The organism is Thalassospira sp. CA1 (assembly GCF_059052855.1).
Genome location: NZ_JBZCIA010000013.1, coordinates 37,208 through 60,437, shown reverse-complemented (window position 1 = coordinate 60,437; position 23,230 = coordinate 37,208). Strand labels below are relative to the sequence as shown.

Annotated in this window: 20 protein-coding genes; 8 read left to right on the top strand and 12 right to left on the bottom strand. The window is 55.7% G+C overall.

The features are described 5' to 3' along the window. The first annotated feature begins 69 nt into the window (after nucleotides 1-69). On the top strand, nucleotides 70-1,716 hold the full coding sequence (locus AC5Q5A_RS18270) for a U32 family peptidase (RefSeq protein WP_493896158.1): 1,647 nt from the start codon (nucleotides 70-72) through the stop codon (nucleotides 1,714-1,716). Nucleotides 1,717-1,781: 65 nt separating this feature from the next. On the opposite strand, the gene AC5Q5A_RS18265 is transcribed toward AC5Q5A_RS18270, so the two are convergent. The 3 genes from AC5Q5A_RS18265 to AC5Q5A_RS18255 form a co-directional block, all read right to left on the bottom strand. Then, nucleotides 1,782-2,375: a DedA family protein gene (locus tag AC5Q5A_RS18265; RefSeq protein WP_064781859.1), complete on the bottom strand. Its 594-nt coding sequence runs from the start codon at nucleotides 2,373-2,375 to the stop codon at nucleotides 1,782-1,784. A gap of 90 nt (nucleotides 2,376-2,465) precedes the next feature. Next, nucleotides 2,466-2,879: a DUF3830 family protein gene (locus tag AC5Q5A_RS18260; protein WP_493896157.1), complete on the bottom strand. Its 414-nt coding sequence runs from the start codon at nucleotides 2,877-2,879 to the stop codon at nucleotides 2,466-2,468. An 8-nt stretch (nucleotides 2,880-2,887) separates the two neighbouring features. Continuing rightward, complete coding sequence (locus tag AC5Q5A_RS18255) at nucleotides 2,888-4,126, bottom strand: ArsB/NhaD family transporter (protein WP_493896156.1); 1,239 nt, start codon at nucleotides 4,124-4,126, stop codon at nucleotides 2,888-2,890. A 591-nt stretch (nucleotides 4,127-4,717) separates the two neighbouring features. Between AC5Q5A_RS18255 and AC5Q5A_RS18250 the strand changes: the two genes are divergently transcribed. Both AC5Q5A_RS18250 and AC5Q5A_RS18245 read left to right on the top strand, forming a co-directional pair. Continuing rightward, nucleotides 4,718-5,851, top strand: coding sequence for a type III PLP-dependent enzyme (locus AC5Q5A_RS18250; protein WP_008890144.1), 1,134 nt, complete (start codon nucleotides 4,718-4,720; stop codon nucleotides 5,849-5,851). A 23-nt stretch (nucleotides 5,852-5,874) separates the two neighbouring features. Then, nucleotides 5,875-6,381, top strand: a complete 507-nt coding sequence (locus AC5Q5A_RS18245) for a GNAT family N-acetyltransferase (RefSeq protein ID WP_493896155.1) — start codon at nucleotides 5,875-5,877, stop codon at nucleotides 6,379-6,381. A gap of 84 nt (nucleotides 6,382-6,465) precedes the next feature. Here AC5Q5A_RS18245 and AC5Q5A_RS18240 read toward each other — a convergent pair whose 3' ends face one another. Continuing rightward, nucleotides 6,466-8,040 carry a YbaY family lipoprotein gene (locus AC5Q5A_RS18240; protein ID WP_493896154.1) on the bottom strand — a complete coding sequence of 525 codons (1,575 nt, stop codon included), beginning with the start codon at nucleotides 8,038-8,040 and terminating at the stop codon, nucleotides 6,466-6,468. A 181-nt stretch (nucleotides 8,041-8,221) separates the two neighbouring features. Then, a complete protein-coding gene (locus AC5Q5A_RS18235) occupies nucleotides 8,222-9,112 on the bottom strand; it encodes an SMP-30/gluconolactonase/LRE family protein (protein WP_493896153.1) in 891 nt (296 codons plus the stop codon). Between the two features lie 304 nt (nucleotides 9,113-9,416). Between AC5Q5A_RS18235 and AC5Q5A_RS18230 the strand changes: the two genes are divergently transcribed. Genes AC5Q5A_RS18230 through fhuB form a run of 4 tightly spaced genes read left to right on the top strand, consistent with a single transcriptional unit; the run spans nucleotide 9,417 to nucleotide 14,164 of the window. Continuing rightward, a complete protein-coding gene (locus AC5Q5A_RS18230) occupies nucleotides 9,417-10,193 on the top strand; it encodes an ABC transporter ATP-binding protein (RefSeq protein WP_493896152.1) in 777 nt (258 codons plus the stop codon). Between the two features lie 42 nt (nucleotides 10,194-10,235). Further along, a complete protein-coding gene (locus tag AC5Q5A_RS18225; RefSeq protein ID WP_493896151.1) occupies nucleotides 10,236-11,198 on the top strand; it encodes an iron-siderophore ABC transporter substrate-binding protein in 963 nt (320 codons plus the stop codon). Nucleotides 11,199-11,210: 12 nt separating this feature from the next. Beyond that, the gene (locus AC5Q5A_RS18220) at nucleotides 11,211-12,143 is read left to right on the top strand and encodes an ABC transporter substrate-binding protein (RefSeq protein WP_493896150.1); all 933 of its coding nucleotides are present in this window, start codon (nucleotides 11,211-11,213) and stop codon (nucleotides 12,141-12,143) included. Next, nucleotides 12,143-14,164: a Fe(3+)-hydroxamate ABC transporter permease FhuB gene (fhuB, locus tag AC5Q5A_RS18215; RefSeq protein ID WP_493896149.1), complete on the top strand. Its 2,022-nt coding sequence runs from the start codon at nucleotides 12,143-12,145 to the stop codon at nucleotides 14,162-14,164. The genes AC5Q5A_RS18220 and fhuB overlap by 1 nt, the downstream gene beginning before the upstream one ends. A gap of 52 nt (nucleotides 14,165-14,216) precedes the next feature. Here the strand turns inward: fhuB and AC5Q5A_RS18210 are convergent, their stop codons facing one another. From AC5Q5A_RS18210 to AC5Q5A_RS18190, 5 genes are all read right to left on the bottom strand, one after another. Further along, entirely contained in the window at nucleotides 14,217-14,621 is a 405-nt protein-coding gene (locus tag AC5Q5A_RS18210) for a GFA family protein (RefSeq protein WP_063087922.1), read from the bottom strand. 93 nt (nucleotides 14,622-14,714) lie between these two features. Then, nucleotides 14,715-15,125, bottom strand: a complete 411-nt coding sequence (locus AC5Q5A_RS18205; protein WP_493896148.1) for a hypothetical protein — start codon at nucleotides 15,123-15,125, stop codon at nucleotides 14,715-14,717. Nucleotides 15,126-15,204: 79 nt separating this feature from the next. After that, nucleotides 15,205-17,610, bottom strand: a complete 2,406-nt coding sequence (locus tag AC5Q5A_RS18200; protein WP_493896147.1) for a TonB-dependent receptor — start codon at nucleotides 17,608-17,610, stop codon at nucleotides 15,205-15,207. A gap of 126 nt (nucleotides 17,611-17,736) precedes the next feature. Next, nucleotides 17,737-18,801, bottom strand: coding sequence for a FecR family protein (locus tag AC5Q5A_RS18195; protein ID WP_493896146.1), 1,065 nt, complete (start codon nucleotides 18,799-18,801; stop codon nucleotides 17,737-17,739). A gap of 75 nt (nucleotides 18,802-18,876) precedes the next feature. Beyond that, complete coding sequence (locus AC5Q5A_RS18190; protein WP_493896145.1) at nucleotides 18,877-19,401, bottom strand: RNA polymerase sigma factor; 525 nt, start codon at nucleotides 19,399-19,401, stop codon at nucleotides 18,877-18,879. A 249-nt stretch (nucleotides 19,402-19,650) separates the two neighbouring features. Here AC5Q5A_RS18190 and AC5Q5A_RS18185 point away from each other — a divergent pair, with 249 nt between their 5' ends. Continuing rightward, a complete protein-coding gene (locus AC5Q5A_RS18185; RefSeq protein WP_493896144.1) occupies nucleotides 19,651-21,000 on the top strand; it encodes a flagellin N-terminal helical domain-containing protein in 1,350 nt (449 codons plus the stop codon). 114 nt (nucleotides 21,001-21,114) lie between these two features. Here AC5Q5A_RS18185 and AC5Q5A_RS18180 read toward each other — a convergent pair whose 3' ends face one another. Further along, on the bottom strand, nucleotides 21,115-21,909 hold the full coding sequence (locus AC5Q5A_RS18180; RefSeq protein WP_493896143.1) for an NAD-dependent epimerase/dehydratase family protein: 795 nt from the start codon (nucleotides 21,907-21,909) through the stop codon (nucleotides 21,115-21,117). A 34-nt stretch (nucleotides 21,910-21,943) separates the two neighbouring features. Next, on the bottom strand, nucleotides 21,944-23,230 hold the full coding sequence (locus tag AC5Q5A_RS18175) for a TRAP transporter large permease (RefSeq protein ID WP_493896142.1): 1,287 nt from the start codon (nucleotides 23,228-23,230) through the stop codon (nucleotides 21,944-21,946).

Sequence of the window (23,230 nt, the reverse complement as noted above, 5' to 3'; positions counted from 1 at the left end):
GCAGGCTGTGATAGAAGCCGCGCCAGAGAGATTTCCCGCAGACGACCAAATAGAAAAGACCCGCAAGTGATGAGTAATCAATCGCGCCGTTCCGAATTGCTGATGCCCGCAGGCTCGCTCGAAAAGCTGAAAGTTGCTGTGCTCTATGGCGCAGACGCCGTTTACATGGGCACGCCGGACCTGTCGCTGCGTGTTAAAAGCCAGATGTCACTTGATGACGTGGTTGAGGGCATCGACTTTGCCCACAGCCATGGTGTGCGCGTTTACCTCACACTGAACCTGTTTTCGCATAACAAGGACATCGACAAGCTTCCGGAATATGTCGATACCGTGCGCAAGGTCCGCCCGGATGGCCTGATCGTGGCCGATCCCGGTGTTTTCATGTTTGTCCGCGAACATGCGCCGGAACTTGATTTGCATGTCTCGACACAGGCAAACGTATGTTCGTGGCAAAGCGTTAAATTCTGGCAGAGCATCGGTGCCAAGCTTGTCGTTCTGGGGCGTGAAGTTTCCTATGAGGAACTGACCGAAATCCGCGAAAAATGCCAGGACATCAAGATCGAGGCGTTTGTGCATGGGTCGATGTGCATGACCTATTCCGGTCGTTGCCTGCTGTCGAACTTCATGGCTGAACGTGGTGCGAACCAGGGGGCCTGTGCCAACTCGTGCCGCTGGAAATACAAAGTCCACATGAAGCTTAAGGACGGCACGGTCAAGGAACTCAAACTGACCGAGGAAAACCTCGAGATGTTTGACTTCTTCCTTGAAGAAGACATGCGTCCGGGCGAGCTGATGGAAATTCAGGAAGACGAGCGTGGATCTTACATCCTGAACTCGCGCGATCTGTGCATCATGCCCAAGCTTGAAGATTACCTCAAAATCGGGGTCGACAGCCTCAAGGTCGAGGGGCGTGGTAAAAGCCCCTATTACGCCGGCCTCGTTGCCCGTGCCTACCGCATGGCGATTGATGACTGGTACAAGGATCCGGAAAACTGGTCGTCCGAAGAATATATGAAGGAACTGGCGACGATCCCGAACCGCGGTTACACGCTGGCCTTCCATGACGGTCGCCTGACCAACTACGCACATGGCTATGACAGCAACACGAACGTGTCGGATTGGGAATTTGCCGGAATGATCGAGGAAGTCGAAGACGACGCCTTTATCATGTCGGTCAAAAACCGTATGCTGCCGGGTGATGTGATCGAGATTGTCCCGCCGCGGTCGCGCCAGACGATCTTCATCCGCATGTATGAATTCATCGATGCCAAAACCGGCAAGGTCGGCGAAGCGGTGCATGCCAATACCCATCCGCGCATCCGTCTGCCGTTCAGCCTGTTTGAACAGGAAGACCCGGAATTCCTGAAACGTGAAATCCTGCCGATGACCATCGTGCGCAAGGAAAAGGCCCTGTCGGAAGATGAATGGCAGCGCCTGAAACTTGATCAGGAAGGCCACAAGATTGAAATGGGCAAGGGCAACGAAGAACGCTATGACGCCAAACGCGAAGCGCTTCAGACCGCCCTTGATGACCGCCAGAAGGAACGCTCCTTCCGCACCCCGCGCGTCGGTACCAAGGGCTGTTGCGGCCGGGGTTGCAATGGCTGCCTGATCTTCTGGCACGATGAAAGCTACGCCAAGGCACGCGAAATTCTTGCCAAACGCAAACAGGGCGAGATGCTGGAAAAAGACGGCAAGACGATTGCTGCTGAATAAGCGCCCGCCCATTACAGATACAAAAACGGCAGCATTCGATTTCGATGCTGCCGTTTTTTATTGGATTACTTGATGGCGCGTTCGGCCTGTTGCTCAAGCCGATCAATCCGGCGGAGCGCAAACCAGCCCAGCACAAGAAACACAATCAGCAAGATCGGGCTGAGCATCGCAAGATTTTGCTCAACCAGTTCGGACATCCCCGCCCCCAGGCTATGGCCAAGCCCGTAATAAAGCCCGACCCAAAGCAGGACTGATGCGATGCTAAGCGGCAGGAAACGGATAAACGACATCGAACTCATGCCGACCGGGAACACCCCGAAGGATCGCACCCCATGCGGATAGCGACACAGCAGGATATAGGCGACACCGTAATGCTCAAACAATCGCAGGGTCTTGCCCATCCAGTCTGACAGGGATTTGGGCAGCTTGCGGACAATCGCATCGCCGTATTTGCGAGCTAACCCAAAGCGCAGAACATCGCCAACAAGACCGCCCGCAATCATCGACGTAACAGCTGGCACAATCATCAGGCTTTCGGCCGCGACCAGCATGCCGGCAAATACCGGCAGGATGCTGGACTTGCTGACGCAATAGGTGAAGATCAGGATATAGACCAGATCCTGATGATCCTGAATCCACAGATTAATCGTCTCAAACACGGCACGTCCGCCTGCACTTATTGGATGGTGGTTCGCCTTCTAGGCCAAACCGGACACACTTGAAAGTGTGCCCGATCACAGTTGCGTTGATTACGCCAGTTCAAACCGGATCGGCTGGGCACCTTCCCACAACGTCATCTTGCCAAGCTTTTCCAAGTCTTCGAGATTGCTGGTGATGGTGATGAAATGGTTGCCGGCAAGCTGGCCGACCTTGGAGGCGAAATGCACCCCGCCATAGGCCAGCAGGATTTCGGTTTCGCTGATCCCGCCGGGATACAGAATGATCTGGCCCGGAGCCGGGAAGCTGGTGTGGTTTTCATAATCAACACCGAACTGATAATCGCCGAGTGGCATCCACACACCCTCGCCGCTCCAGCGGACATGAACCGCCTTGCTTTCAAACGGCATGCGATCAAGGAAGGCCTTGCAGGTCTGCGGCGCCTTTTCGATTTCGAGCACCGCATCAAAGGTGAAGGGACCGGCGGTAATTTTGATATTGGACATGATGTTTCCTATGAAATCAGGATGACCCAACCCAGCGACAGTGCCAGACTGATCAATGTAACGGGCACGCCAAGGCGCGCATAATCGATAAATGAAATCACCGTTCCGGCCTTTGCGGCCTGTTCAACGGCAATGATATTGGCAACCGAGCCAACAATCAGGAAGTTGCCCGACAATGTCGAAAAAATCGCCAGCGCATGCAACATTTCCGTGCTCCATTCCGGACCGAGTGAGAGCAACATCATCACCAGCGGCACATTGCCAATCGTATTGGACCCGGCCAGCGACACACCGGCCAGAACACCCGGATGATGGATTTGCAACGTGATCAGGACATCGCGAAACAGGCTGGCGATCACGTCATTTTGCGCCATCGCCCCGGTGACGATAAACAATCCGCAAAACAGCGCCAGCAAATGCCAGTCAACCCGCCCAAGAACCTGATCGGTCGACAGGCGACGGCTGAGCAGCAAGGCCCCCACCACCAGAAGCGACCAAAGCGCACGGTCTTCGACAAAGACAAAAATCGCGATCACGGCGATGGTCGCCAAAACCGCCTTGGTCAGGATGGTTTTATCAAGCGGACGAACCGGTTGATCAACTGATCTCGCATTTGAATTTTCCCCCGCCCCGGCAGCACTTGTTTGCCCGCGCATCATCGGGCTTCGCAAAATCACGACATAGACCACACCAAGTGCCAGGAGTGCGGGCACAGCACAGGCCAGAACAAAACCGATAAAATCAAGATTGCCAAACTCGGCAATCATCAGGTTCTGCGGATTGCCGATCAATGTGGCTGCCGACCCGGCATTGGCCGCACACGCCACCGCAATCACATAGGGTTTGGGATCAAGTCCGCGGGCCATCACACCCGTAATCAAAACCGGCGTCACCGCCCAAACCACAACATCATTGGTCAGAAAGGCCGATAAAACCCCGCACATGACAATCACCCCGGCCAGTAGCCCGCCCGGCCCGCATTTGAGCGCGGTGATCCGATGTCCGATCCAGTCAAAAAAGCCGCTTGCCGCATATTGTGACGACAGCACCATCAATGTCAGCAACACCGCAAGGGTGGCAAAATCAATCGACGCCAGTGCGCCATCGCGGTCAACCGCCCCACTGATCAGCAAGGTCACCGCGCCAAAAACGGCAATGCCGGTGCGGTTGATCGCAAGCCACGGCCAACGCCCCAGCGCCATGCCGATATAGACCAGAACAAAAACAACGGCGATCAGCCAATTCATAAAATGCCCCCATGACCACGGCGACTGCCGGGTTTCGAATAATGGCTACAGCGCCGCCGGGAAACGGTCAATCGGCTTGATATTCACGTTCCGGTTATGCGCAAATTGCAATGCCCCATACCGAAATGCGCCAACTGAAATTCTTGCAAAGCCCGAACGCGGCCATTTGAGCCATTTTGTGCGTTGCGACATCAGTTCTTCGACGATCCTGCGATTGTTTCATGACAAAACGGGTGAAAATTTCACTTGCGCGGAAAAAGCAAGGGGCGTACATGCGGACTTGCCCAAAGTCGCACGTGCCTGTGGTGGTCCTGCTTACTGGAACCCGTAGGACTTACTTAAAGCAACGACGGTGTAGGGCTTTTTTGGTCTCAGGTGGCGTCCAAATCCACCGACACTAAAGAGGCACACCATCATTGCCCACGTGCGGAACGGGAATTCCCCATTCCATAGCGAGGCAGACTTAACTTCGCAGTTCCGGTTGGCCCCGGGGCTAAACAGCACGCAAGTAGTCCGCGTCATTGCGCCTCCACCGCGCACACGCATCAGGTACATGCACGCTGCCATATCGTGGAATGGGAGAACGCCCCAATGGCAACTCAGCGTATTATTGATTTTCTCGCACAGAACCGCCCGGAAGGCCCTTGCCTTGTTGTTGACCTCGACGTTGTTCAGCGCAACTACGAAACCTTTACCCGTGCCCTGCCGAGCTCGCGCATTTTCTATGCCGTCAAAGCAAACCCGGCACCGGAAGTTCTGAGCCTGCTTGCCGATCTTGGCAGCAACTTTGACACCGCATCCGTCCCGGAAATCGAAATGGCGATGGCCGCAGGTGCAAGCCCGGACCGCATTTCGTTTGGCAACACCATCAAAAAGGAACGCGACATTGCGCGCGCTTTTGAACTCGGTGTGCGCCTTTATGCGGTTGATTGCGTCGAAGAAGTCGAAAAAATTGCCCGTGTCGCACCGGGTGCGCAGGTTTTCTGCCGCATTCTGACCGACGGCGTTGGCGCAGAATGGCCGCTGTCGCGCAAATTCGGTTGCGCACCGTCCATGGCGCTCGAAGTTCTTCAGCATGCCCATCACATGGGTCTGGATGCCTATGGCGTGTCCTTCCACGTCGGGTCGCAGCAGTGCAACCTTGACGCCTGGGACACTGCCCTTTCCGAAGCATCCTCGATCTTCCGCACCCTGGCGGAAAAAGGCATTCACCTTCGCATGGTCAATATGGGTGGGGGCTTCCCGACCCGTTACCTGCGCGACATTCCGGCAACCGAAGCCTATGGTGCGGCAATTGTTGATGCGCTTCACAACCACTTTGGCAACCACATGCCCGAAACCATTATCGAACCGGGCCGTGGCATGGTGGGTGATGCCGGCGTGATCAAAGCCGAGGTTGTTCTGATTTCGCGCAAGCATGCCGACGATCCGGTGCGCTGGGTTTACCTTGATATCGGTAAATTCGGTGGCCTTGCCGAAACCATGGACGAAGCCATCCGCTATCCGATCACCACGATCCATGATGGCGGCGAAGTTGCCCCGTGCGTTCTGGCTGGTCCGACCTGTGATTCGGCTGACGTGCTGTATGAAAAGACCCCGTATGACCTGCCGGTCTCTCTGACCATCGGTGACGAGGTTCTGATCGAGGCAACCGGTGCCTACACCACCACTTATGCATCTGTGGCGTTCAACGGCTTCTCGCCGCTTGCCGCCTATATCATCTGACCCCATTCGGGAAAGATAGGCCAATGATCACAATTGATCGCGAAGGCGCATATTCGCACATTGAACGCGAAAAGCTGCTTGATCGCGTAATGGGTCAGGCGCGGTTTCAGAAATCGTCTGAAATCCTGCGCCGTAATCGGCTTCCGGCGGACGGTCTTGCGTTTGTCGCCCACGACGGCAAACAAATGATCGGCACCGTCCGGTTGTGGAATGTCAATGCTGGCGATGCAGGGGATGCATTGCTGCTCGGCCCGCTTGCCGTCGACAAGATCTATAGCGGGTCCGGCGTGGGTGCCGGTCTGGTTTATGCCGCCCTTAATGCGGCACAGGCAGCTGGTCACCGTTCGGTTCTTCTGGTGGGGGATCCGGACTACTACGCACGCTTTGGCTTCCATGCGGCCCCCGCAAGCGGGCTTTTGATGCCCGGCCATTTTGACCGTCACCGGTTCCAGGCGGTCCATCTTGGCAACGGCGATGCACTTAGCGGATCAACCGGTATGCTGACCGCAACCGGGGCCATGGTCCACTAAGACATCAACGCAATAAGACAAAAAAAATCCCGGCCCGGGTTTCCCCGGCCGGGATTTTTTGTTTTCAGACCTTTGCCGATCAGATCAGCAAGTCTTTTCCGACAACCAGCCGATAAACACGCCGTTCTGTTCAAGGCGTTCATGGGCAAAGCATTCGCCGCCGGGATAGGCGCTATTGGCCGGGGTGTAGCGCACAATGTCTTCGCCGGGCAGAATGTTGGTCGTGGTTTCGACCTGTTCGGTATGGGCGGTGCCCATGCCATCGGAAGTGACGAGACAGTCATAACGCCCGCCATTGCCATTGATGGTTCGGACACCGACCATGCCATGATCCATCGGCCAGGCTTTCAGCACCGAAACCAGATCACCGGGGTTTTTGGCAAGGCAGGCGGTGATGGCCGGCATCATGTCATCGAAATAGCGCGTCCAGATGCCATCGCCCTGTCTTTTAAGCTCGGCAACCGAGACCACCGGGAAATCACCCGGTGCAAGGGCCAGACTTGCGGCCTCGACCGGCATGGATGAAACCGCACAATGGAAATCGCCCGATGGCGTTGTCCAGATTGCATCAGCCCCCTTGCCCCGCAATTCGTACATGTCATTGCCATAGCCATATCCCGAACCGGTCGGCATCTGTGCCAGACTGATCGGTTCGCGTCCGCGCATTTCGACGATGGCGCGTTCGGCATCATGATCAAATGTCACGGCAAACCGGCTTTGATCATCACAGATAAACAGTTCCGGGCCGGTCATCGGATCCGGGGTGCTGTTAAGCTGGCTTAACATCGCCTCGATCCGGCTGAGCGCCACCTTGCTTTGCGACAATGCGCCGCTGATTTCATGTTCATCAGGCTGGCTGGATGTGCCGTTGACGGTTTTGGTGCCACTTGAAAAGCGCCCCTGGGCGAAATCAAGTGTCAGGGTGTATTGCAGCGGTGCGTCGCTTTGCTCCCCGCCGTAATTGACCCGTTTGGCGTCCTCGGCAAAGCGCAGCAATTGGCCATTGCGGTAATAAAGTTTGACGTCGCTTGATCCGTAATCACCAAGGTCACGATGTTCATCAACCAGAAGCGGTTCGCCATCCGTCGTGACATAGGCCTTATAGGTCACGGTGTGGTCCGATGCGGAATACTGGCCGGGAATGACACGCATGTCGGCCAATTTGGCCTCGATCGCAGCGATGTCGTCAGGCACATCCGATCCATCGCCGTTGCGCGCACCGTCACCCTGAACGCGCGGCACCTGACGAACGACGATATCAACATCGCTTGGCGCACCACGGGTCAGGACCGGGTAGCTTTGATCATTGCGAAACAGAAGATCGCCATTGGCATTGACGATTTTGGCTTCGACCGCATAGCTGTGCTTGGGTTCGATATCATCAAGATCATAGGGCAGGATGAAAACCATCGGCGGATTTGCCACCGGCTGGCGCAGCGATGCGATTTCCAACGATGGCGCGTCCGCGCGCGAGACATCAAGCAACCGCACGACAAGGAAGGTATTGTCCGGCGAAAGTGCGATCCGTTCACGGTAACTGACCGATCCGGTGACGCTGTTGCTTGGTGATTGCAGGGCGGCACAGCCCGACAATATTGCGACCACGCCAAAGGCAATAAGCGCCCTTGCCCACATGGTTGCGGCGGTAACAGGTTTCATTTTAACCCCGGCTTGCTCGTATTTTTGGTGATGTGTTCTGCCACCACATAATGGTGACGCCAAACATACTGAAAACCAAGGCCAAAAATGGGCAAATCGCGCCAATTACCCGATTTAGGGCACCCAAGGGGCTGTTTGGCGCGATTTGCACGTAAGGCGATGCAATCCTGACGAAAAAAGCCTAGCCGGCAAACGGGTGGCACAATTGGCCGGCAACCTCTGTACGGATCGACAACAGCGCACCTTCAAGTGGATTGCCATTGCCTTCCAACCCGACCGCGGCCGAGGTGATATAAAGCGTCTTGAGGTCCGGGCCACCAAACACGCAACTGGTCGGCTGGGTCACCGGCAGTTCGATGATACGATCGACACTGCCATCCGGCGCAAAGCGGATCAGGCATCCCCCGCCCCATCGCGCGTTCCAGATATAGCCATCGGCATCCATCGCCGAGCCATCCATATTGCCGCGATCCTGCGGGCCAAAGAACACCTTGGGATTGGATGGCACGCCGGTTTTCATGTCAAAGTCATAGACATTGAGCGTGTTGGCGATGGTATCGCCAAAGAACATCTTTGTGCCATCGGCCGACCATAACAGCGTGTTGGAAATCCCGATATTCTCGCCAAAACGCGATGTCTCGCCGTCCGCCGTGACACAGTTCAGCGTCCCGGTCGAAATCGTGACCGGCAGGTCTTCGCCATTCGGCCCGATATTGTTTTGCATGGTCCCGATCCAGAAGCGGCCCATCGGATCGACCCGGCTTTCGTTCGATCGGTTGCCCGGATGATCGCCATCGGGGGCGACAAACGGGGTGGTTTTGCCACTGTCGGGATCCAGAAAGGCCAACCCGTCGGCAAGGGCTACCAGAAGCCCGCCCTTCTGCCGCGGCACGATGGCGGCAACCGGCTGATCAAATACCCAGCTGCGCGATCCGCCGTCATCAGGGCGGAGCGCATAGGCCGTCTTTCCGACGATATCGACCCAGTACAGAACGCCATCGTCGGCGTCCCAATGCGGGCCTTCCCCCAGTGTGCATCGCAGATTTGGCAAAACGGTTTTTACGTTAGACATGGGTTCTCCCTGATCACGGCGCCTCTGTTTTGGCGCCTTGTAATTGTATGACCATTCTTATCGCGGCAAACCGCCCGATGCGATCAAAATTATAAGCTTTCATTGCTAACCGGAATGATGCCCGGTGAAAAGTAATTTTATATGATGATTGAATCGGCTTCTTTAATTTTCCGCAGGCTGCAATCGCAACTCGGTTGCATTTAAACAAAGTAATTGATAAGCATTCTCAGACTTTACAGCGCGCCTGCTTGCCGTGATCCGGCGATGGCGCAGTTTCCATTTCCCGGCGCATGAGTTTCCGTCCATGTTCGACCTGAAAGACGTCGCTTTCAAAAGTGACGGCAAAAAGCCAAAGACGCTGCTTGAGGACATCACGGTCGGCTTTCCGACCGGGGCGTTCAGCGCGATTGTCGGCCATAACGGATCGGGCAAAAGCACGCTGATCAAGCTTCTGGCGCGCAAAAACAAACCGGCATCCGGGGCCATCGCACTCGACGGACAGGACCTTGCCGATCATGGCACGCGCGATTTCGCCCGCAAGGTCGCCTACCTTCCGCAAAACCCGGTTGTCCCGCCGCATTTGAGTGTCCGCGAACTGGTGGCCTTTGGCCGCTATCCTTGGCGCGGGGCGTTTGGGCGTTATCGTGACGAAGACCACGCCAAGATCAATCGGGCGATGGAACTAACCCATGTGACGGAGTTTTCCGACCGGCTGGTCGCAAGCCTTTCGGGCGGGGAACGCCAGCGGGTCTGGCTTGCCATGTTGCTCGCCCAAGATGCGCCAGTGCTGCTGCTTGATGAGCCGACCTCGGCCCTTGATGTCGGTCATCAGCGCGACATTTTGCAACTGGTCGCCAACCTTAAGGATCAGAACAATCTGACCGTGATTGCCGTTTTGCACGACATCGACATGGTCGGGCGTTTTGCCGATCACATTCTGGCACTGCGCGGCGGGCGGACCTGCTGGCAGGGCACGCCGCACGATTTCATGAATGGCGATACGCTGCACGATATTTTCCAGACCGACATCGACGTCATCAAACTCAGCAACCCGGACCGCTTCATAAGCTATGTCGCCTAGCTGCTTACGCACGTCTCCACATCAACAGGGATCAGGGAAATCATGATATCAAAACCTTGGATTGGTCGCACGACTGCGGCGATTGCATTTATTGCCGGGACTTTTGCGGTCTCCGTCACTTCCCTGCCTGCGATGGCCGAAAGTTTTACCCACGAGTTGGGTGAGATCACCCTAGAAACCCATCCGACCCGATTTGCCGCCTCGAACTGGTCACTGACCGAGAGCCTTCTGGCACTTGGCATTGATCCGGTCGCCATTCCCGAGGCCGATGGATATCGCCTGTGGGTGGCGGAACCCAAACTCCCTGAAAGCTTCAAGGATCTCGGCAACCGGCGCGAACCGAATTTCGAGGCCCTTCGCGAAGCCAAGCCGGATGCCATCCTGATCGGCGGCGAAATCTCGATGGCCTATGACAAACTATCAGACTACGCGCCGACATTTGTCTATTCCATCTACAATACCGGCAGTGATGAGCCGGCCATTGACCGGGCCGAAACCCTGTTGCGCAATGTCGCCAAACTGGCCGGAAAATCCGACAAGGCCGAGGATGTGATTGCATCGGTCAATGCCCGGATCGAAGCCGCCGCCAAGCGCATCCGCGATCATGTCGGCGATGATGCGAAATTCGCTGTTGTCCGCATTCTTGATGAGTCGCATTTCCGCATTCACGGCAAGACATCGCTGTTTGGCTCCGTGCTTGGTCGCATGGGTTTTGCCAATGCCTGGGACGGGGATGTGAATGGCTGGGCGTTTCATAATGGCGATGTGTCGGATCTGGCCAAAATGGGCGATGTACAGTTCGCCTATGTCGAGCCGATCGCACCGACCACGCGCGAAACCCTGTTTAACTCTGCGATCTGGAAAGCCATGCCGTTTGCGCGCAATGACCACGTCCATGCCATCCCGGCAAGCTGGACATTTGGCGGGGTATTGTCCGCGGCACGCTTTGCCGAATTGCTGGCCGATGCGGTTACGGGGACTGATGCCCCCGCAAGCGGTTCGTAAGGGACATTATCTATGAATATTCTTCGCGCGCTTGTCTGCCCGTTTTTGCTGTGTGCTGCCCTGATCGGTGCATATGCGTCAACCGCCATCGCCGACCCGATCGAGATCGAACATGAACGTGGCATTTTGCGCCTTGATGCCCCGGCGAAGCGGGTTGCCACCATCAATTGGGCCTTTACCGAAAGCATCATTGCCCTTGGCCTTGATCCGGTCGCCATTGCCGACCCGCAAGATTATGTTGAATGGGTTGCCAAGCCGGACCTTCCAGACAACTTCGTTGACCTTGGCCAGCGTTCATCGCCCAATCTGGAAGCCCTTCGTGCGTCAAAACCGGACCTGATCATTTCCGTGCCCGATCTCGGAATGTCTTATGAAAAACTGGCCGAAATTGCGCCGGTTCTGGAACTGCAGTTGTTTGATGGCAAGCGCCCTGCGTTTGAAACCGCGCGCGAGGTGTTTGGCAAAATCGCCAAGGCCACCGGGCGCGAGGCAGAGGCCAAAGCCTATCTTGCCGATATTGATCAGGAATTTATCAAGTATGGCGACCGCATCAAAACCGCCATCGGGCCAGATCAGACAATCAACGTTGTGTTCTTCTTTGATGAAAGCAATGTCGGGATCTTTGCCGATATCTCCCTGCCCGGTTCGGTGATGACGGCAATGGGCGTGCCGGTCGCTTATGACGGGGAGGTCAACAAGTGGGGCTTTGGCCGTGGCGGGCTGGAGGTCCTTGCCCCCTATGCGAAGGAAACGCTGGTCTATACCAATCCGGTGCCCGACGTTGTGCTTGATAAACTTCTGAATTCCCCGATCTGGAAGGTGATGGATTTCACCCGTAACAACCGGGTTTATGAATTGCCGGTGGTCTGGGCCTATGGCGGGGTGCCGTCCGGGCTTCGTTTTGCCAAACTCCTGACCGAGACCATTGAAAACGGCCCGCAATAATGAGCAATGCAGCACTACACGGTTCGAGCAGGTCCGGCTTTCCCGGGACGCTGTCCATTCCGGCGATCCTGACAGGCATTCTCGGGCTGTTGACCCTTGCCGTGCTGGTAGTTGATTTCTGGCCGTATCTTGGCAATGGGCAGGTCACGCAGGCCCTGTTCAGCCCGGATGAAACCGATTTCGATCAGATCCTGTTTCATTACAGCACCCTGCCCCGCCTTGCGATGGCGTTTCTGTGTGGGGCGGGTCTGGCCCTGGCCGGTGCGGCCATCCAGACAGTTTTGCGCAATCCACTGGCATCGCCGACGACCCTTGGTGTCGGGGCGGGTGTTGAATTTGCCCTGACCCTGTTTGTCCTGCTGGCGCCGGCATCGCTTGCCATGTTTCAGGAAGCCTTTGCCCTTGCCGGTGGTTTGATTGCACTGGCGGCGGTTTATCTGATTGCCGCCAATCGTGGTAACGCAACACTTTGGCTCATTCTCGCCGGGATGATCGTAAATCTGCTGTTGCAGTCGGGATCGCAGATCATCTTGCTGTTTAACGAGCAATATCTGCAATCGATCTTCATGTGGGGGGCCGGTGATCTGGCCCAGAATGGCTGGGAGGATACGCAGTTTGTTTGGCCGCGCGTGCTGATTGGCATGATTGCCATTCTGGCCCTGTCGCGCCCGCTTGATCTTCTGGCCCTTGGCGATGATACGGCAAGTTCTCTGGGCGCGAAGGTCACGGTTCTGAGGCTGCTGATCCTTGGACTTGCCGTTTTCATCACGGCCTCGGTGATTTCGGCGGCCGGCATGATCGGCTTTGTCGGACTTGCCATCCCGGCGGCCCTGCGGATTGCCGGGTTGTCGCGATCACGTGATTTGATGATCTATTCGGTTTTCACCGGTGGCTTTGCCCTTGTCGTGATTGATTTTCTGGTGCGACAGTTTAACAAGTTTGGCGGCGATCCCTTGCCGACCGGGGCCGCCACCGCGCTCTTTGGCGCACCGTTCATCATTTTCATGTTGCGCAAGGCGCGCATCATGCCCGGCAGTCAAAGCGACGATCAGCACAGCGATCAACAGATCGTCTCCAAAACCGCCCTTTCGGTTGGCTTGACCTTCAGCCTTGTCATCGGTGTGGTGTTTTCATTGTTCGTCTCGCTGGATGGCAATGGTTTTGTCGCTCTGGGCTGGCAAGACAGCAGCCTTGATATCCTGATCGGTCGTTCAGAACGGACCTTTGCCGCGATGATTTGCGGCGCCGCCCTTGCGGTTTCGGGCACGCTTATTCAGCGTGTCGGTCGCAACCCGCTGGCAAGCCCGGAAATCACCGGGGTCAGTTCGGCAACGGCGCTCGCCATGATCATGGCACTGGCGATTTTCGGTTTCGGACAACGTGCGGAATTGATGGTGATCGGGGCTGCGGGCGGGATTGCGTCGCTTCTGGTGCTGCTTGCCCTTTGTCGCAAATTCACCCATGCGCCGCATTACATGTTACTCAACGGTCTTGCGATGACCGCCATTTTGGGCGCGATTGTCCGCATTGTTCTGACCCGCGGCGGCACACAGACATCGATGCTGATGTCCTGGCTGGCCGGAACGACCTATTTCACCAATATGGACGAGGTGATGATTGTTGCCGGTGTCACCGGTGTGCTTCTGGTGGTGGCAATTGCGCTCAGGCGTCCGCTGGAACTGGCATCGCTTGGCACGGATCAATCCGTATCCTTGGGTCTTGGGATTTCGGGCTTCCAGTTTGCCATGATGTTGCTGGCGGCCATTCTGGCGGCCAGTGCCACCCTTCTTGTCGGGCCGCTCAGCTTCGTCGGGTTGATGGCGCCGCATCTGGCACGTGTTGCAGGATATCGCCTTGCCGGCGGTCATTTGCTCGGCGCTGTTCTGATCGGAGTTAATGTGATGATGGTCGCCGAATGGCTGGCACGTAACATGATTTATCCGGCACAACTGCCGACCGGCCTGATCGCGGCCCTGATCGGGACGAGCTACTTCCTGATCCTTGCGGTTCGCAAACGGTGATCACAGGCATCACGGCACTTCATGACGCCTGTCGAAATCTGGTCTGTTCGCGTTAGCCGTTTGGCGGAATGTAGTCGCCGTCAAACTTCAACAGATCATCCTTGATGTCATACCAGTCGGGTTTCGACGCGGTATGGATATGCACGGATGGGCGAATTTTCGGATCGTCATCAAGGGCGGATGCCGCGACAACGTAAATTTCACCCGAAGACAAATCACCCAACGACGTGCCGCATTCCTTGCAAAAACAGCGGTCAAACTTTGCGTCCGGCCCCTTATAGCGACCAATCACCTCTTCACCGGTCAAGATATGAAGATCATCCGCCTTGCCAATCACAACGGCAGAAAACACACCCGCCGCCTTGCGGCAGCGCGAACAGTGACAATAGCTTAGCGATGATGGTTCGCCGGAAATTTCGAACGTAACCTTGCCGCACAGGCAGCTTCCCTTGATCATTTTTAAATCCTGTTATGTGACGCCCTTCAAAAAGAACATAACATGAACATCTATCACATTCCAACCCCCGATCCGCATTCAGCCCCCGATCCGTTAGCGGTCCGACGGCGGCCAATCACGGGCAAGGGCAAATGCGACATCAAGCGATGCAACATGTTTGACAGGGAATGGTAGCATCCGGGCAAAGTTGCTTTGTTCCGGGTCATCATCATCGTGACGGTGAACCGCGCCATCGCCGTGATGGTGTCCTTCATCAACCCGGATCAGGCCCTTGGCAAAGACGTTCAACCGGTCGCGGTTTTGCTTGAACCAGATGGCCGCCTGTTTGCGGATTTCGTGATCCTGATCGGCAAATCCCGACACACGGAAAATCAGAATGGCCGGATCGCGGCGGGCGGCCAGTGCCTCAAGTGCGGCAAGATAGGCCTTACCATCCGCATCACTTTGCCGATCAATCATTTCAAACAGGACGATGTCGGGTGCCGGGTTGCTTGATCGAAACATATTGGTTTCCTTTACGCGCAAGAGCCCGGCGGAAAACCGCCGGGCCGTTGGATGAGTCCATCCGATGCAGATGCCGTCATCAGAATTCGCGACGATACCCGATCGTCACGGTGCGGCCATGACCGGCAACCGAATAGCCACGCAGTGCAGTTGCCGCCGGATTTTCGTAGCTGGTATCAAGGATGTTCTCGATCCCGAAGCGCGCCGTCCCGCCAAGCAGTGGATAGTTGCCCGACAGGTTGAAGACAAGGCTCGGCTTGATCTTGGCATCTTCGATCTTGTAACGACCCGCCGTGTAGGTCCCGTCAAAGCGCATATTGAGATCGCCCCAGACGTAGCTATCGACATAACCGGTAAAGCGGAACGGCGACGGGATGCGGTTGTTGGGAAGCCAGCTATCAAGATCACCGTCTTCGTTGGTGTCATAACGGCCTTCAACATAGGACGCCAACGCCCCGACATAGGTATCATCCGAGATGTCGTATTCCCCGGTCAGCTCGGCCCCGATGATGCGTTCCTTTTCCTGGCTGAGCTTGTTTTTCGAGGAATCATAGTTATCACCGCGCTCATTGGTGCTCATATAGATCGCACCGGTGGAGCGGAAATCGGTTCCGTCATAGCGGGCCGCCACCTCATAGGTTTTGACCTTGGAGGCCTCGACATCAATGTCATTGAAGTTAAGCGGGATGGACGTGCCACTCAGTCCGGCGCGGCGGGTGTAGGCGCCAACATCCGGAACAGAAAAACCTTCGCTATAACTAAATGACGTATCGATCCGGTCGGTCCAGTGCACCACGGCAGATGCATTGTAGGTCACCGCATCATAAGTCGTCTCGCCGCCGGTAAAGGCCGCGGCAAGAAGGATCTGCTGCGGGGTGCCGCCGTTGTAGCGCATATAGCTCGGACGGGTGAAATCCTTGACCGTCAGGTCATATTCTTCGTAGCGCACACCACCGGACAGATCGACATACTTGGTCACCGGCGCTGAAAGCTGGGCAAAGACAGCGCGACCTTCCTGCTCCATCGGGGCACCGATATCCCGCCCGCTGACGGTTTCATATTTGACATCGTCAAAGGTCAGATCCCCACCCCAGGTCAGGGTCAGCCCCTCGTAAGCGGCATCAAGATTGGTGTCGGTTGACAGCTTTACACCATATTTGACGGTATCAATGACGGATTGCCCCAACGGATCTTCAATCGCACCGTTGCTGGCAAGCGAAACAAGGCCGGGGTTGTGTGACGCGTTATATTCGGCACGCGCAGCCTGTTTGTAGCTGTCATTGTAAAACAGCTTCAGATCGCCAACGCCGATCTTGCCGAAATCAAACTCGTATCCGGCAGTGAAGTACTGACTCTCATCTTCAAGCGGTTGCGCCAGATAGGGGTTGTCGTAATTGACCGACACCGGGTCGGTCGAAAGGTCGGCATAATATTCGATATCCTGACGAAACCGCACGACTTCCGAGGATAGAAACAGGCGATGGCCTTCGGCAAGCGTGACACCCGCCTTGCCAAAGACATTAAGGTCCTCGGCATTATCGAACCCGCCCTGCCCCAGCATCGCATCCGATGGCACCTGATTGCCATAACCGTCATAGGCATTTCCGGTTTTCGAACCGGTGATGCTGGCCGCCAGATCAACCGCGCCAAAACCGCCGCTGCCCGACAAAGTCAGCGAAGGCGAGAAGCTGTCGCCGATATCATCGGTGTAGCTTTTGACATGGCCATCCACGACAAAGACGTTTTTGCCGACTTCACCGGTCTTGGTGATGATGTTGATGGTCGCCCCTGTCGCGCCATCCCCGTTCATCGCGTTCGAGCCCGGAATGACTTCGATGCTTTCGACTTGCTGGATGTCGATCATCGAAAGAATGCGGCTGCTGTTGCGCAGCGGTGTGTTGCGCGCAATCCCATCAACAAGAACCTGCACATCGCGGCCACGGAACGTTTCGGTGCTCGAGATCAGGCTTTGATCATCAAACATGAAGCCCGGCACGTTTTTGCGGATGACATTGGTGATGTCGCTGCTTTTGGCAGATTGGGCTTTGATCTGATCAGGGCCGATCACCACGACCGACGGTGACATGGTGGCAATAGATCTGCGTGAACGGGTGGCGGTCACGACGACTTCGGGCAGGATCACCTGGCCCTGTGCATCGCCGGTTGTGATCGTAACCGGCTTGATGATGACGCTGTCGTCAGAGACAAACTCAAACCCGTAACCACTGCCCGACAGAAGGTTTTGCAGGGCTTCGCGGGCAGACATGTCGGCAGTCAGCGCACCACTTTCGATACCCGAAAGATCCCCCTGCACGACAAGCTGCAAGCCGAACTGATCGGCAACCTGATCAAGGGCTGCGCGTAGATCCCCGGCGGCAACCGTTACCGGCTGTGCGATGTCAGATGCGGTTTGCGCCAAGCCTTGCGGAACCGATGCGATCATCAGTGTGGCAAACAGGGCTGTGCTGCCCAAAAGACGGGACAATCCGAATTTTCTGGTTTCCCCAAAAGTCACGATATTCAAGTTCGAACCCCTTCGCATGAGAATAATAATGCAAATCACTATTACCTTCATGACGAACACCGCGGTGAAATGAGGAGGTGAAATTTTCTATTTTTTTGAAATTATTCTGAACCCGCCCGGAACAGCGCGGTCCGTCAGACCATAGGCCGCCAGAATGGCACCATAGGCCCCGTCCGGTTTGGTCAGATCGAAGCTGCCCGAAACCGTGATATCGCCCAAGCGCGGATCACGCACAAAGCTGATACCTTCCATCAAAGGCGAAAGACGGGCGAACAATTCGTCAATCGGCATGTCATTGACCACCCAACGACCATCGCGCCACGCGCCAACCCGATCCAATGCCACCATACCGTAATGCATGTCGCCATCCGCATCCTGCCAGGATGCCCGCCCGGCGGTCAGACGCGCGAGTTTTGCAGTGCGGCTTTCAAGATCGACCGTGCCCTCGGACACCTCGACCCGGACATGTCCACCCCATTTCGAGGCGCTGAATGCCGTGCCGACCGCCGTTGCGGTCAGTTTGTTAAGATGAATGCGAAGTGGGCGTGTGCTGTCCTTGGCGACTTCGATGAATACGCCGCCTTCAAGGATAGTCAGATCGCGATACCGATCGCCATAGGCCAAGGCAACACGCGTGCCCGGCTCCATCCAGATGCGTGATCCGTCCGACAGTTCATGAACTTCACCGGCAACACCGGGATTGCTTTCCGCAATCAGATCGGCATCGGGTTGAAACGCGGAATAGCCCCACAGTCCCAGCAGCAAAACAATGGTAAAAATCGCCAACATCGGGCGGGCGCGGCGTTTGGCGGATCGCATGCCCGGCAGGCGATTGTTGCCGCCTTCAAGCGCGCCTAATCGTTCCAGATCACGCCGGACGGCTTCGCTATCAAAGCCGGTGTCATGATCTGGCTGGCGCGACCTGATCGAATGGTCTTCATCGTCTGAAAATTCTGCTGCGGCGATTTCCATGCCCTGCCATGTCTGACGCGCCCGGATCAGGCGTGCAGGGTTTTTCGGGTCCGCCGCCTGCCAGTGTTCAAAGGCGATTTCTTCAGCGGCACTTAGTTGCACATCATCAAGACGCACAGCCCAGTAATCGGCAATGTCGTCATTGCTTTGGCAGTCGTCGGGATAGCGGAATTCGGTCATGGCAGTGTCGTTACCCGGCTTCTGGCGGAGGAGGCTATTGTATGTTTGACGAACGGGCCGCATAAAAGAGGATGTTTAATTTTCATGACGTGCCAGCACCTGTTTGCAATGTCCGAGCGCTTGACGCAAATGCTTTTCGACCATATTGCGACTGATACCAAGTTGTTCGGCCACTTCCACCGTGCTCAGATGATCGCGCTTGCACAGCAAGAACACCTCGCGGCAACGCGGCGGCAGATCATCAATCGCGCGTCGGATGATCTCAAGCCGCTGGCGATCTGAACTGATCTGTTCGGGGGTGACGGACTGGCGGCCTGCGCCATCCATCTCGCTGATCTCGGTCGGGTCGGCGAATTCAACCGGATTGCGGTTGTTTCGGCGCAAGGCATCAATTGCCAGGTTGGTCGCCATACGCATCAGAAAGGCCGGTGGATTTTCAATGTCAGCCGGATCGATTTTGCGATGGCGCAGCTGCACATAAAGATCCTGCAAAACATCCTGACTTTCGTCACGCGTCGGCAGATATTTCTGCACCTGTCGCAACAAACGGTCATGATATTGCTGATAAAGAATATCCCAGGAACGGTCACAGACCGCCATAGCTGCACATCCAGAATTCGATAATGATAACTGTTATCATTATCGTTTATTCTTATAGAGAATTGCAGCCATGCGTCAATTCAAAAAGCAGACGGCCTTTTGGCAGGCGATGACAAGCACCTTTTATCCATAGATTAGAATTCTCTGGACAAGGCTGCATTTTAATAATACTTATAAAACTAGCATTCAACTGCCAATTGCGCGTTTTACACGTAGTAGACGTCGCCAATTTCCAAGTAGGAAACCAAAATGGCGCTAAACATCATATCAAACTACGCAGCCAATGTTGCACATCGCAACCTGTCTGCCTCTGACGAGATGGCGACGCGGTCGCTCTCAAAGCTGTCCTCGGGTACACGCGTTGTCTCTGCGCGCGATGATGCGGCATCGATGGCCATCGGTGCGCGTCTTAACGCGACGACCCAGGCTCTCAAAACAGCAAGCGTTAACGTTGGTCAGGCCAACTCGATGCTCCAGATCGCTGATGGCGGTATGGCAACCATTGATGATGTTCTCGTTCGTATGAAGACCCTGGCTGTCCAGGCATCCTCTGGCAACCTGTCCGATACCGAACGCGGTTTCCTCAATGACGAGTTCGTCCAACTGCGTGACGAGATCGACCGGATCGCATCCTCGACCAACTTCAATGGTATTCAACTGCTTGGCGATGGTGGGGATGTCGCAATTAATCTCACACCCGCCGCCAACAATGAAGCGCTCACGCCCGCTTTCGGCTTTGACCGGTTCGCGATCACGGACAACAATTACTGGGCACAGGACGTAGCTGCAGATGGTGTCGACGATAACGGGTTAGAGATAAGAATTAACGAAGGTTCCGGCGAGCAGGTCATCATGACTGTGATTACCGCGATTGATGGCTCAATCGAGCGGACCCAGTCAATTGATATCACCGATTTTGCCGCGACCGGCGGATCACGATCCATTGCTGCTGGCGAGAACACGGTGCTCAATTTTGATGAGCTGGGTCTTTCGATTACGGTAAACACCAACTTCTCCGACACCGTTGATTATGTTAGGGCTGGTACCGCAGGTTCCAATGATTTCGGCTTTGGTTCGGTCAACACCGATTTCATGGGAACTGGCGTCGACACATCCGCCGGTCAGCTCTTTTTCATGGAAGAGGACTCGGGCCAGCAGCTTTCCGATACAATTGAGTTCCAGGTCGGTGGCGGCAACACCGCCAATGATCGTCTTTCGATTAATTTGAGCGCAGTTGACTCTGCGGTACTGGGATCATCTGGTATCGGTCAAGAAACGCTCGAGGATCTTGGTGCTAACGCTATTAACACTGCAGCCGGCGCCCAGAACGCTGTTGAAGTTGTGACCCGTGCGATTGACGACTTGCAGCGCGCACGTGCCGCAATCGGTACATCCCAGAACCGTCTGGACTTTGCCGCACAGAACCTTGCATCGACGCAGGAAAATACGGAATCGGCGCGTTCCACCCTGCTTGATCTGGATGTTGCCGCCGAAATGACGGCCTTTACATCCAAACAGATTTTGGTTCAGTCCGGTGTCGCCATGCTGGCCCAAGCCAACCAGATGCCGCAAAACCTCCTGCGGTTGCTGCAAGGCTAACGGACCAAATCCGACAAACTTTTTGACGTGCCTACCTGTTGCAACAATGGCCCGAACGAGTTTCGTTCGGGCCATTGATTTTAGGTAGCTCTGAGATCGAAAGACGATCCTGTATCAGTCTTCAAAATGGCCCTTGGCGGCAAAGCCACCGCCCTGATAAATCGCAGCCGGGTCATGGCGATCTTCGGGCGGGAAGGCCGCCTCGATCTCAGCACGGAACTGTTCGGAGCTGTCTTGCGGTTTCCAGCCAAGGAAGTCCGCATGATCATTGCTCCACCATTTCGATGTGTTGTCTGAAACCCCGTACATCACAAGATTGCCGGTCATCGGCGCGTTAAAGATCGCCTTCATCAACGCGATAAAATCACGCGGGCTCATCCAGGTGGACAGCATCCGGCGATCCTTTGGCTTCTCAAAGCACGAGCCAATGCGCACCGAAACGGTTTCAACATCGAACTTGTCGAAATAGTAGCTTGCCATCGCCTCCCCATAGCATTTGGTCACGCCATAAAGGCTATCGGGGCGCTGTGCGGATGTGTCATCAAGTTTGGTGGTGCGTTTGTGAAAACCAATCGCATGGTTGGAACTGGCAAACATGATGCGCTTAACACCATTCTGACGTGCACCCTCATACAGGTTATAGGTGCCTGCAAGATTGGCCTGAAGCAGGTCATCAAAAGCGGCCTCGATTGAAATGCCGCCAAGATGGATGATGCCGTCCACATCCTTGGTCAGGTCAATGACGGCGGCACGATCCGACAGGTCGCATTGCACGACTTCTTCGTTTGGGCCAGCCGGATCCATTGCGGAAATATCAGACAGGCGAATGACATCGGCATAGCCCTTAAGCCCTTCGCGGCAAATCTTGCCAAGGTTTCCACCGGCACCGGTGATCAGCAAACGTTTCATAATTATCCTCTTTGGTATCACTCTTTGCCCGCGATTAACTGCCAAACACAAGGTTCGGAAGCGTCAATGAAATCGCAGGAATATAGGTTGTCAGCAAAAGTGCCGTCAGGATCGCCAGATAAAACGGCCAGATCGTCTGAACGGCCTTTTCGATTTTTACCCCGCCAATCGCGCAGCCAACAAACAGGCACGATCCCACAGGCGGTGTACACAGGCCAAGGCCCAAATTCATCATCAAAACCATGCCGAACTGGATCGGGTCCATGCCGAACTGCATGGCAAGCGGCAGGAAGATCGGCGTGCAAATCAGGATGAGTGCCGCCATATCCATGATCATCCCGGCAACCAGCAACATGACGTTGATTAGAAGCAGCACCATGATCGGATTGTCGGTAATGCCGGTGATCGCATCGGCCAGGGCATCGGGCACCTGATAGAACGCCAGCATGTAACCATAGGCCGACGCACAGCCGACCAGCAGCATCACAAGGGCCGTTGTCTTGGCCGATTGTTTGACCGCGGCGATAAACCCGGCCCAGCTCAGTTCACGATAAACCAACCCGGTAATGATCAGGGCATAGGCCACACCAATCGCCCCTGATTCGGTTACGGTGAACACACCGCTCAGTACCCCGCCGACAATAATGACAGCGGTAAAGAAGCCCGGCAGTGCGCGAACAGCCGTGCGCCAAACCACTGCCCAACCCGGGAACGGTTCCGCCGGATAGCCGTGCTTGATCGCAACCAGCCAGGTCGCAAGCCCGAGCAGCAGGCACATGATAATGCCCGGCACCACACCGGCCATGAACAGCTTGGAGATCGAAATGCCGCCACCGGCCGCCACCGCATACAGGATCATGTTGTGGCTGGGCGGGATCATAATCCCGGCAATTGATGAGGTCACGGTGACATTGACCGCATAATCCGCGCGGTAGCCTTCCTTTTTCATCACCGGGATCAGGATTGATCCAAGGGCCGACGTATCGGCCACAGCAGAACCGGAAATGCCGCCAAACAGCATCGATGAAAACACGTTCACAATGCCAAGGCCGCCGCGGCGACTGCCGACAAGGGCGGTCGCAAATTGCACAAGCCTGGTCGCAATCCCGCCGTGAAGCATCAATTCACCGGCAAAAATAAAGAACGGAATGGCCAGAAGCGAAAAGGCCGAGATCCCCGATCCGATGCGCTGAAACGCAATTAGGGTCGGAAGGCCTTCGACAAAGAACGCGCCAAGGGCGGCAATGCCAAGTGCGATGGCAACGGGCATGCCAATCAGAATACCAATGGCAAACACGCCCAGAAGAATGGTCATGCCCAT

Bases quoted from the DNA above. Each gene is read 5' to 3' on its own strand.
- AC5Q5A_RS18270 (WP_493896158.1), top strand. From the start codon at position 70: ATGAGTAATCAATCGCGCCGTTCCGAATTGCTGATGCCCGCAGGCTCG.
- AC5Q5A_RS18260 (WP_493896157.1), bottom strand. From the start codon at position 2,879: ATGTCCAATATCAAAATTACCGCCGGTCCCTTCACCTTTGATGCGGTG.
- AC5Q5A_RS18255 (WP_493896156.1), bottom strand. From the start codon at position 4,126: ATGAATTGGCTGATCGCCGTTGTTTTTGTTCTGGTCTATATCGGCATG.
- AC5Q5A_RS18250 (WP_008890144.1), top strand. From the start codon at position 4,718: ATGGCAACTCAGCGTATTATTGATTTTCTCGCACAGAACCGCCCGGAA.
- AC5Q5A_RS18245 (WP_493896155.1), top strand. From the start codon at position 5,875: ATGATCACAATTGATCGCGAAGGCGCATATTCGCACATTGAACGCGAA.
- AC5Q5A_RS18240 (WP_493896154.1), bottom strand. From the start codon at position 8,040: ATGAAACCTGTTACCGCCGCAACCATGTGGGCAAGGGCGCTTATTGCC.
- AC5Q5A_RS18235 (WP_493896153.1), bottom strand. From the start codon at position 9,112: ATGTCTAACGTAAAAACCGTTTTGCCAAATCTGCGATGCACACTGGGG.
- AC5Q5A_RS18230 (WP_493896152.1), top strand. From the start codon at position 9,417: ATGTTCGACCTGAAAGACGTCGCTTTCAAAAGTGACGGCAAAAAGCCA.
- AC5Q5A_RS18225 (WP_493896151.1), top strand. From the start codon at position 10,236: ATGATATCAAAACCTTGGATTGGTCGCACGACTGCGGCGATTGCATTT.
- AC5Q5A_RS18220 (WP_493896150.1), top strand. From the start codon at position 11,211: ATGAATATTCTTCGCGCGCTTGTCTGCCCGTTTTTGCTGTGTGCTGCC.
- fhuB (WP_493896149.1), top strand. From the start codon at position 12,143: ATGAGCAATGCAGCACTACACGGTTCGAGCAGGTCCGGCTTTCCCGGG.
- AC5Q5A_RS18210 (WP_063087922.1), bottom strand. From the start codon at position 14,621: ATGATCAAGGGAAGCTGCCTGTGCGGCAAGGTTACGTTCGAAATTTCC.
- AC5Q5A_RS18205 (WP_493896148.1), bottom strand. From the start codon at position 15,125: ATGTTTCGATCAAGCAACCCGGCACCCGACATCGTCCTGTTTGAAATG.
- AC5Q5A_RS18195 (WP_493896146.1), bottom strand. From the start codon at position 18,801: ATGACCGAATTCCGCTATCCCGACGACTGCCAAAGCAATGACGACATT.
- AC5Q5A_RS18190 (WP_493896145.1), bottom strand. From the start codon at position 19,401: ATGGCGGTCTGTGACCGTTCCTGGGATATTCTTTATCAGCAATATCAT.
- AC5Q5A_RS18185 (WP_493896144.1), top strand. From the start codon at position 19,651: ATGGCGCTAAACATCATATCAAACTACGCAGCCAATGTTGCACATCGC.
- AC5Q5A_RS18180 (WP_493896143.1), bottom strand. From the start codon at position 21,909: ATGAAACGTTTGCTGATCACCGGTGCCGGTGGAAACCTTGGCAAGATT.
- AC5Q5A_RS18175 (WP_493896142.1), bottom strand. From the start codon at position 23,230: ATGGGCATGACCATTCTTCTGGGCGTGTTTGCCATTGGTATTCTGATT.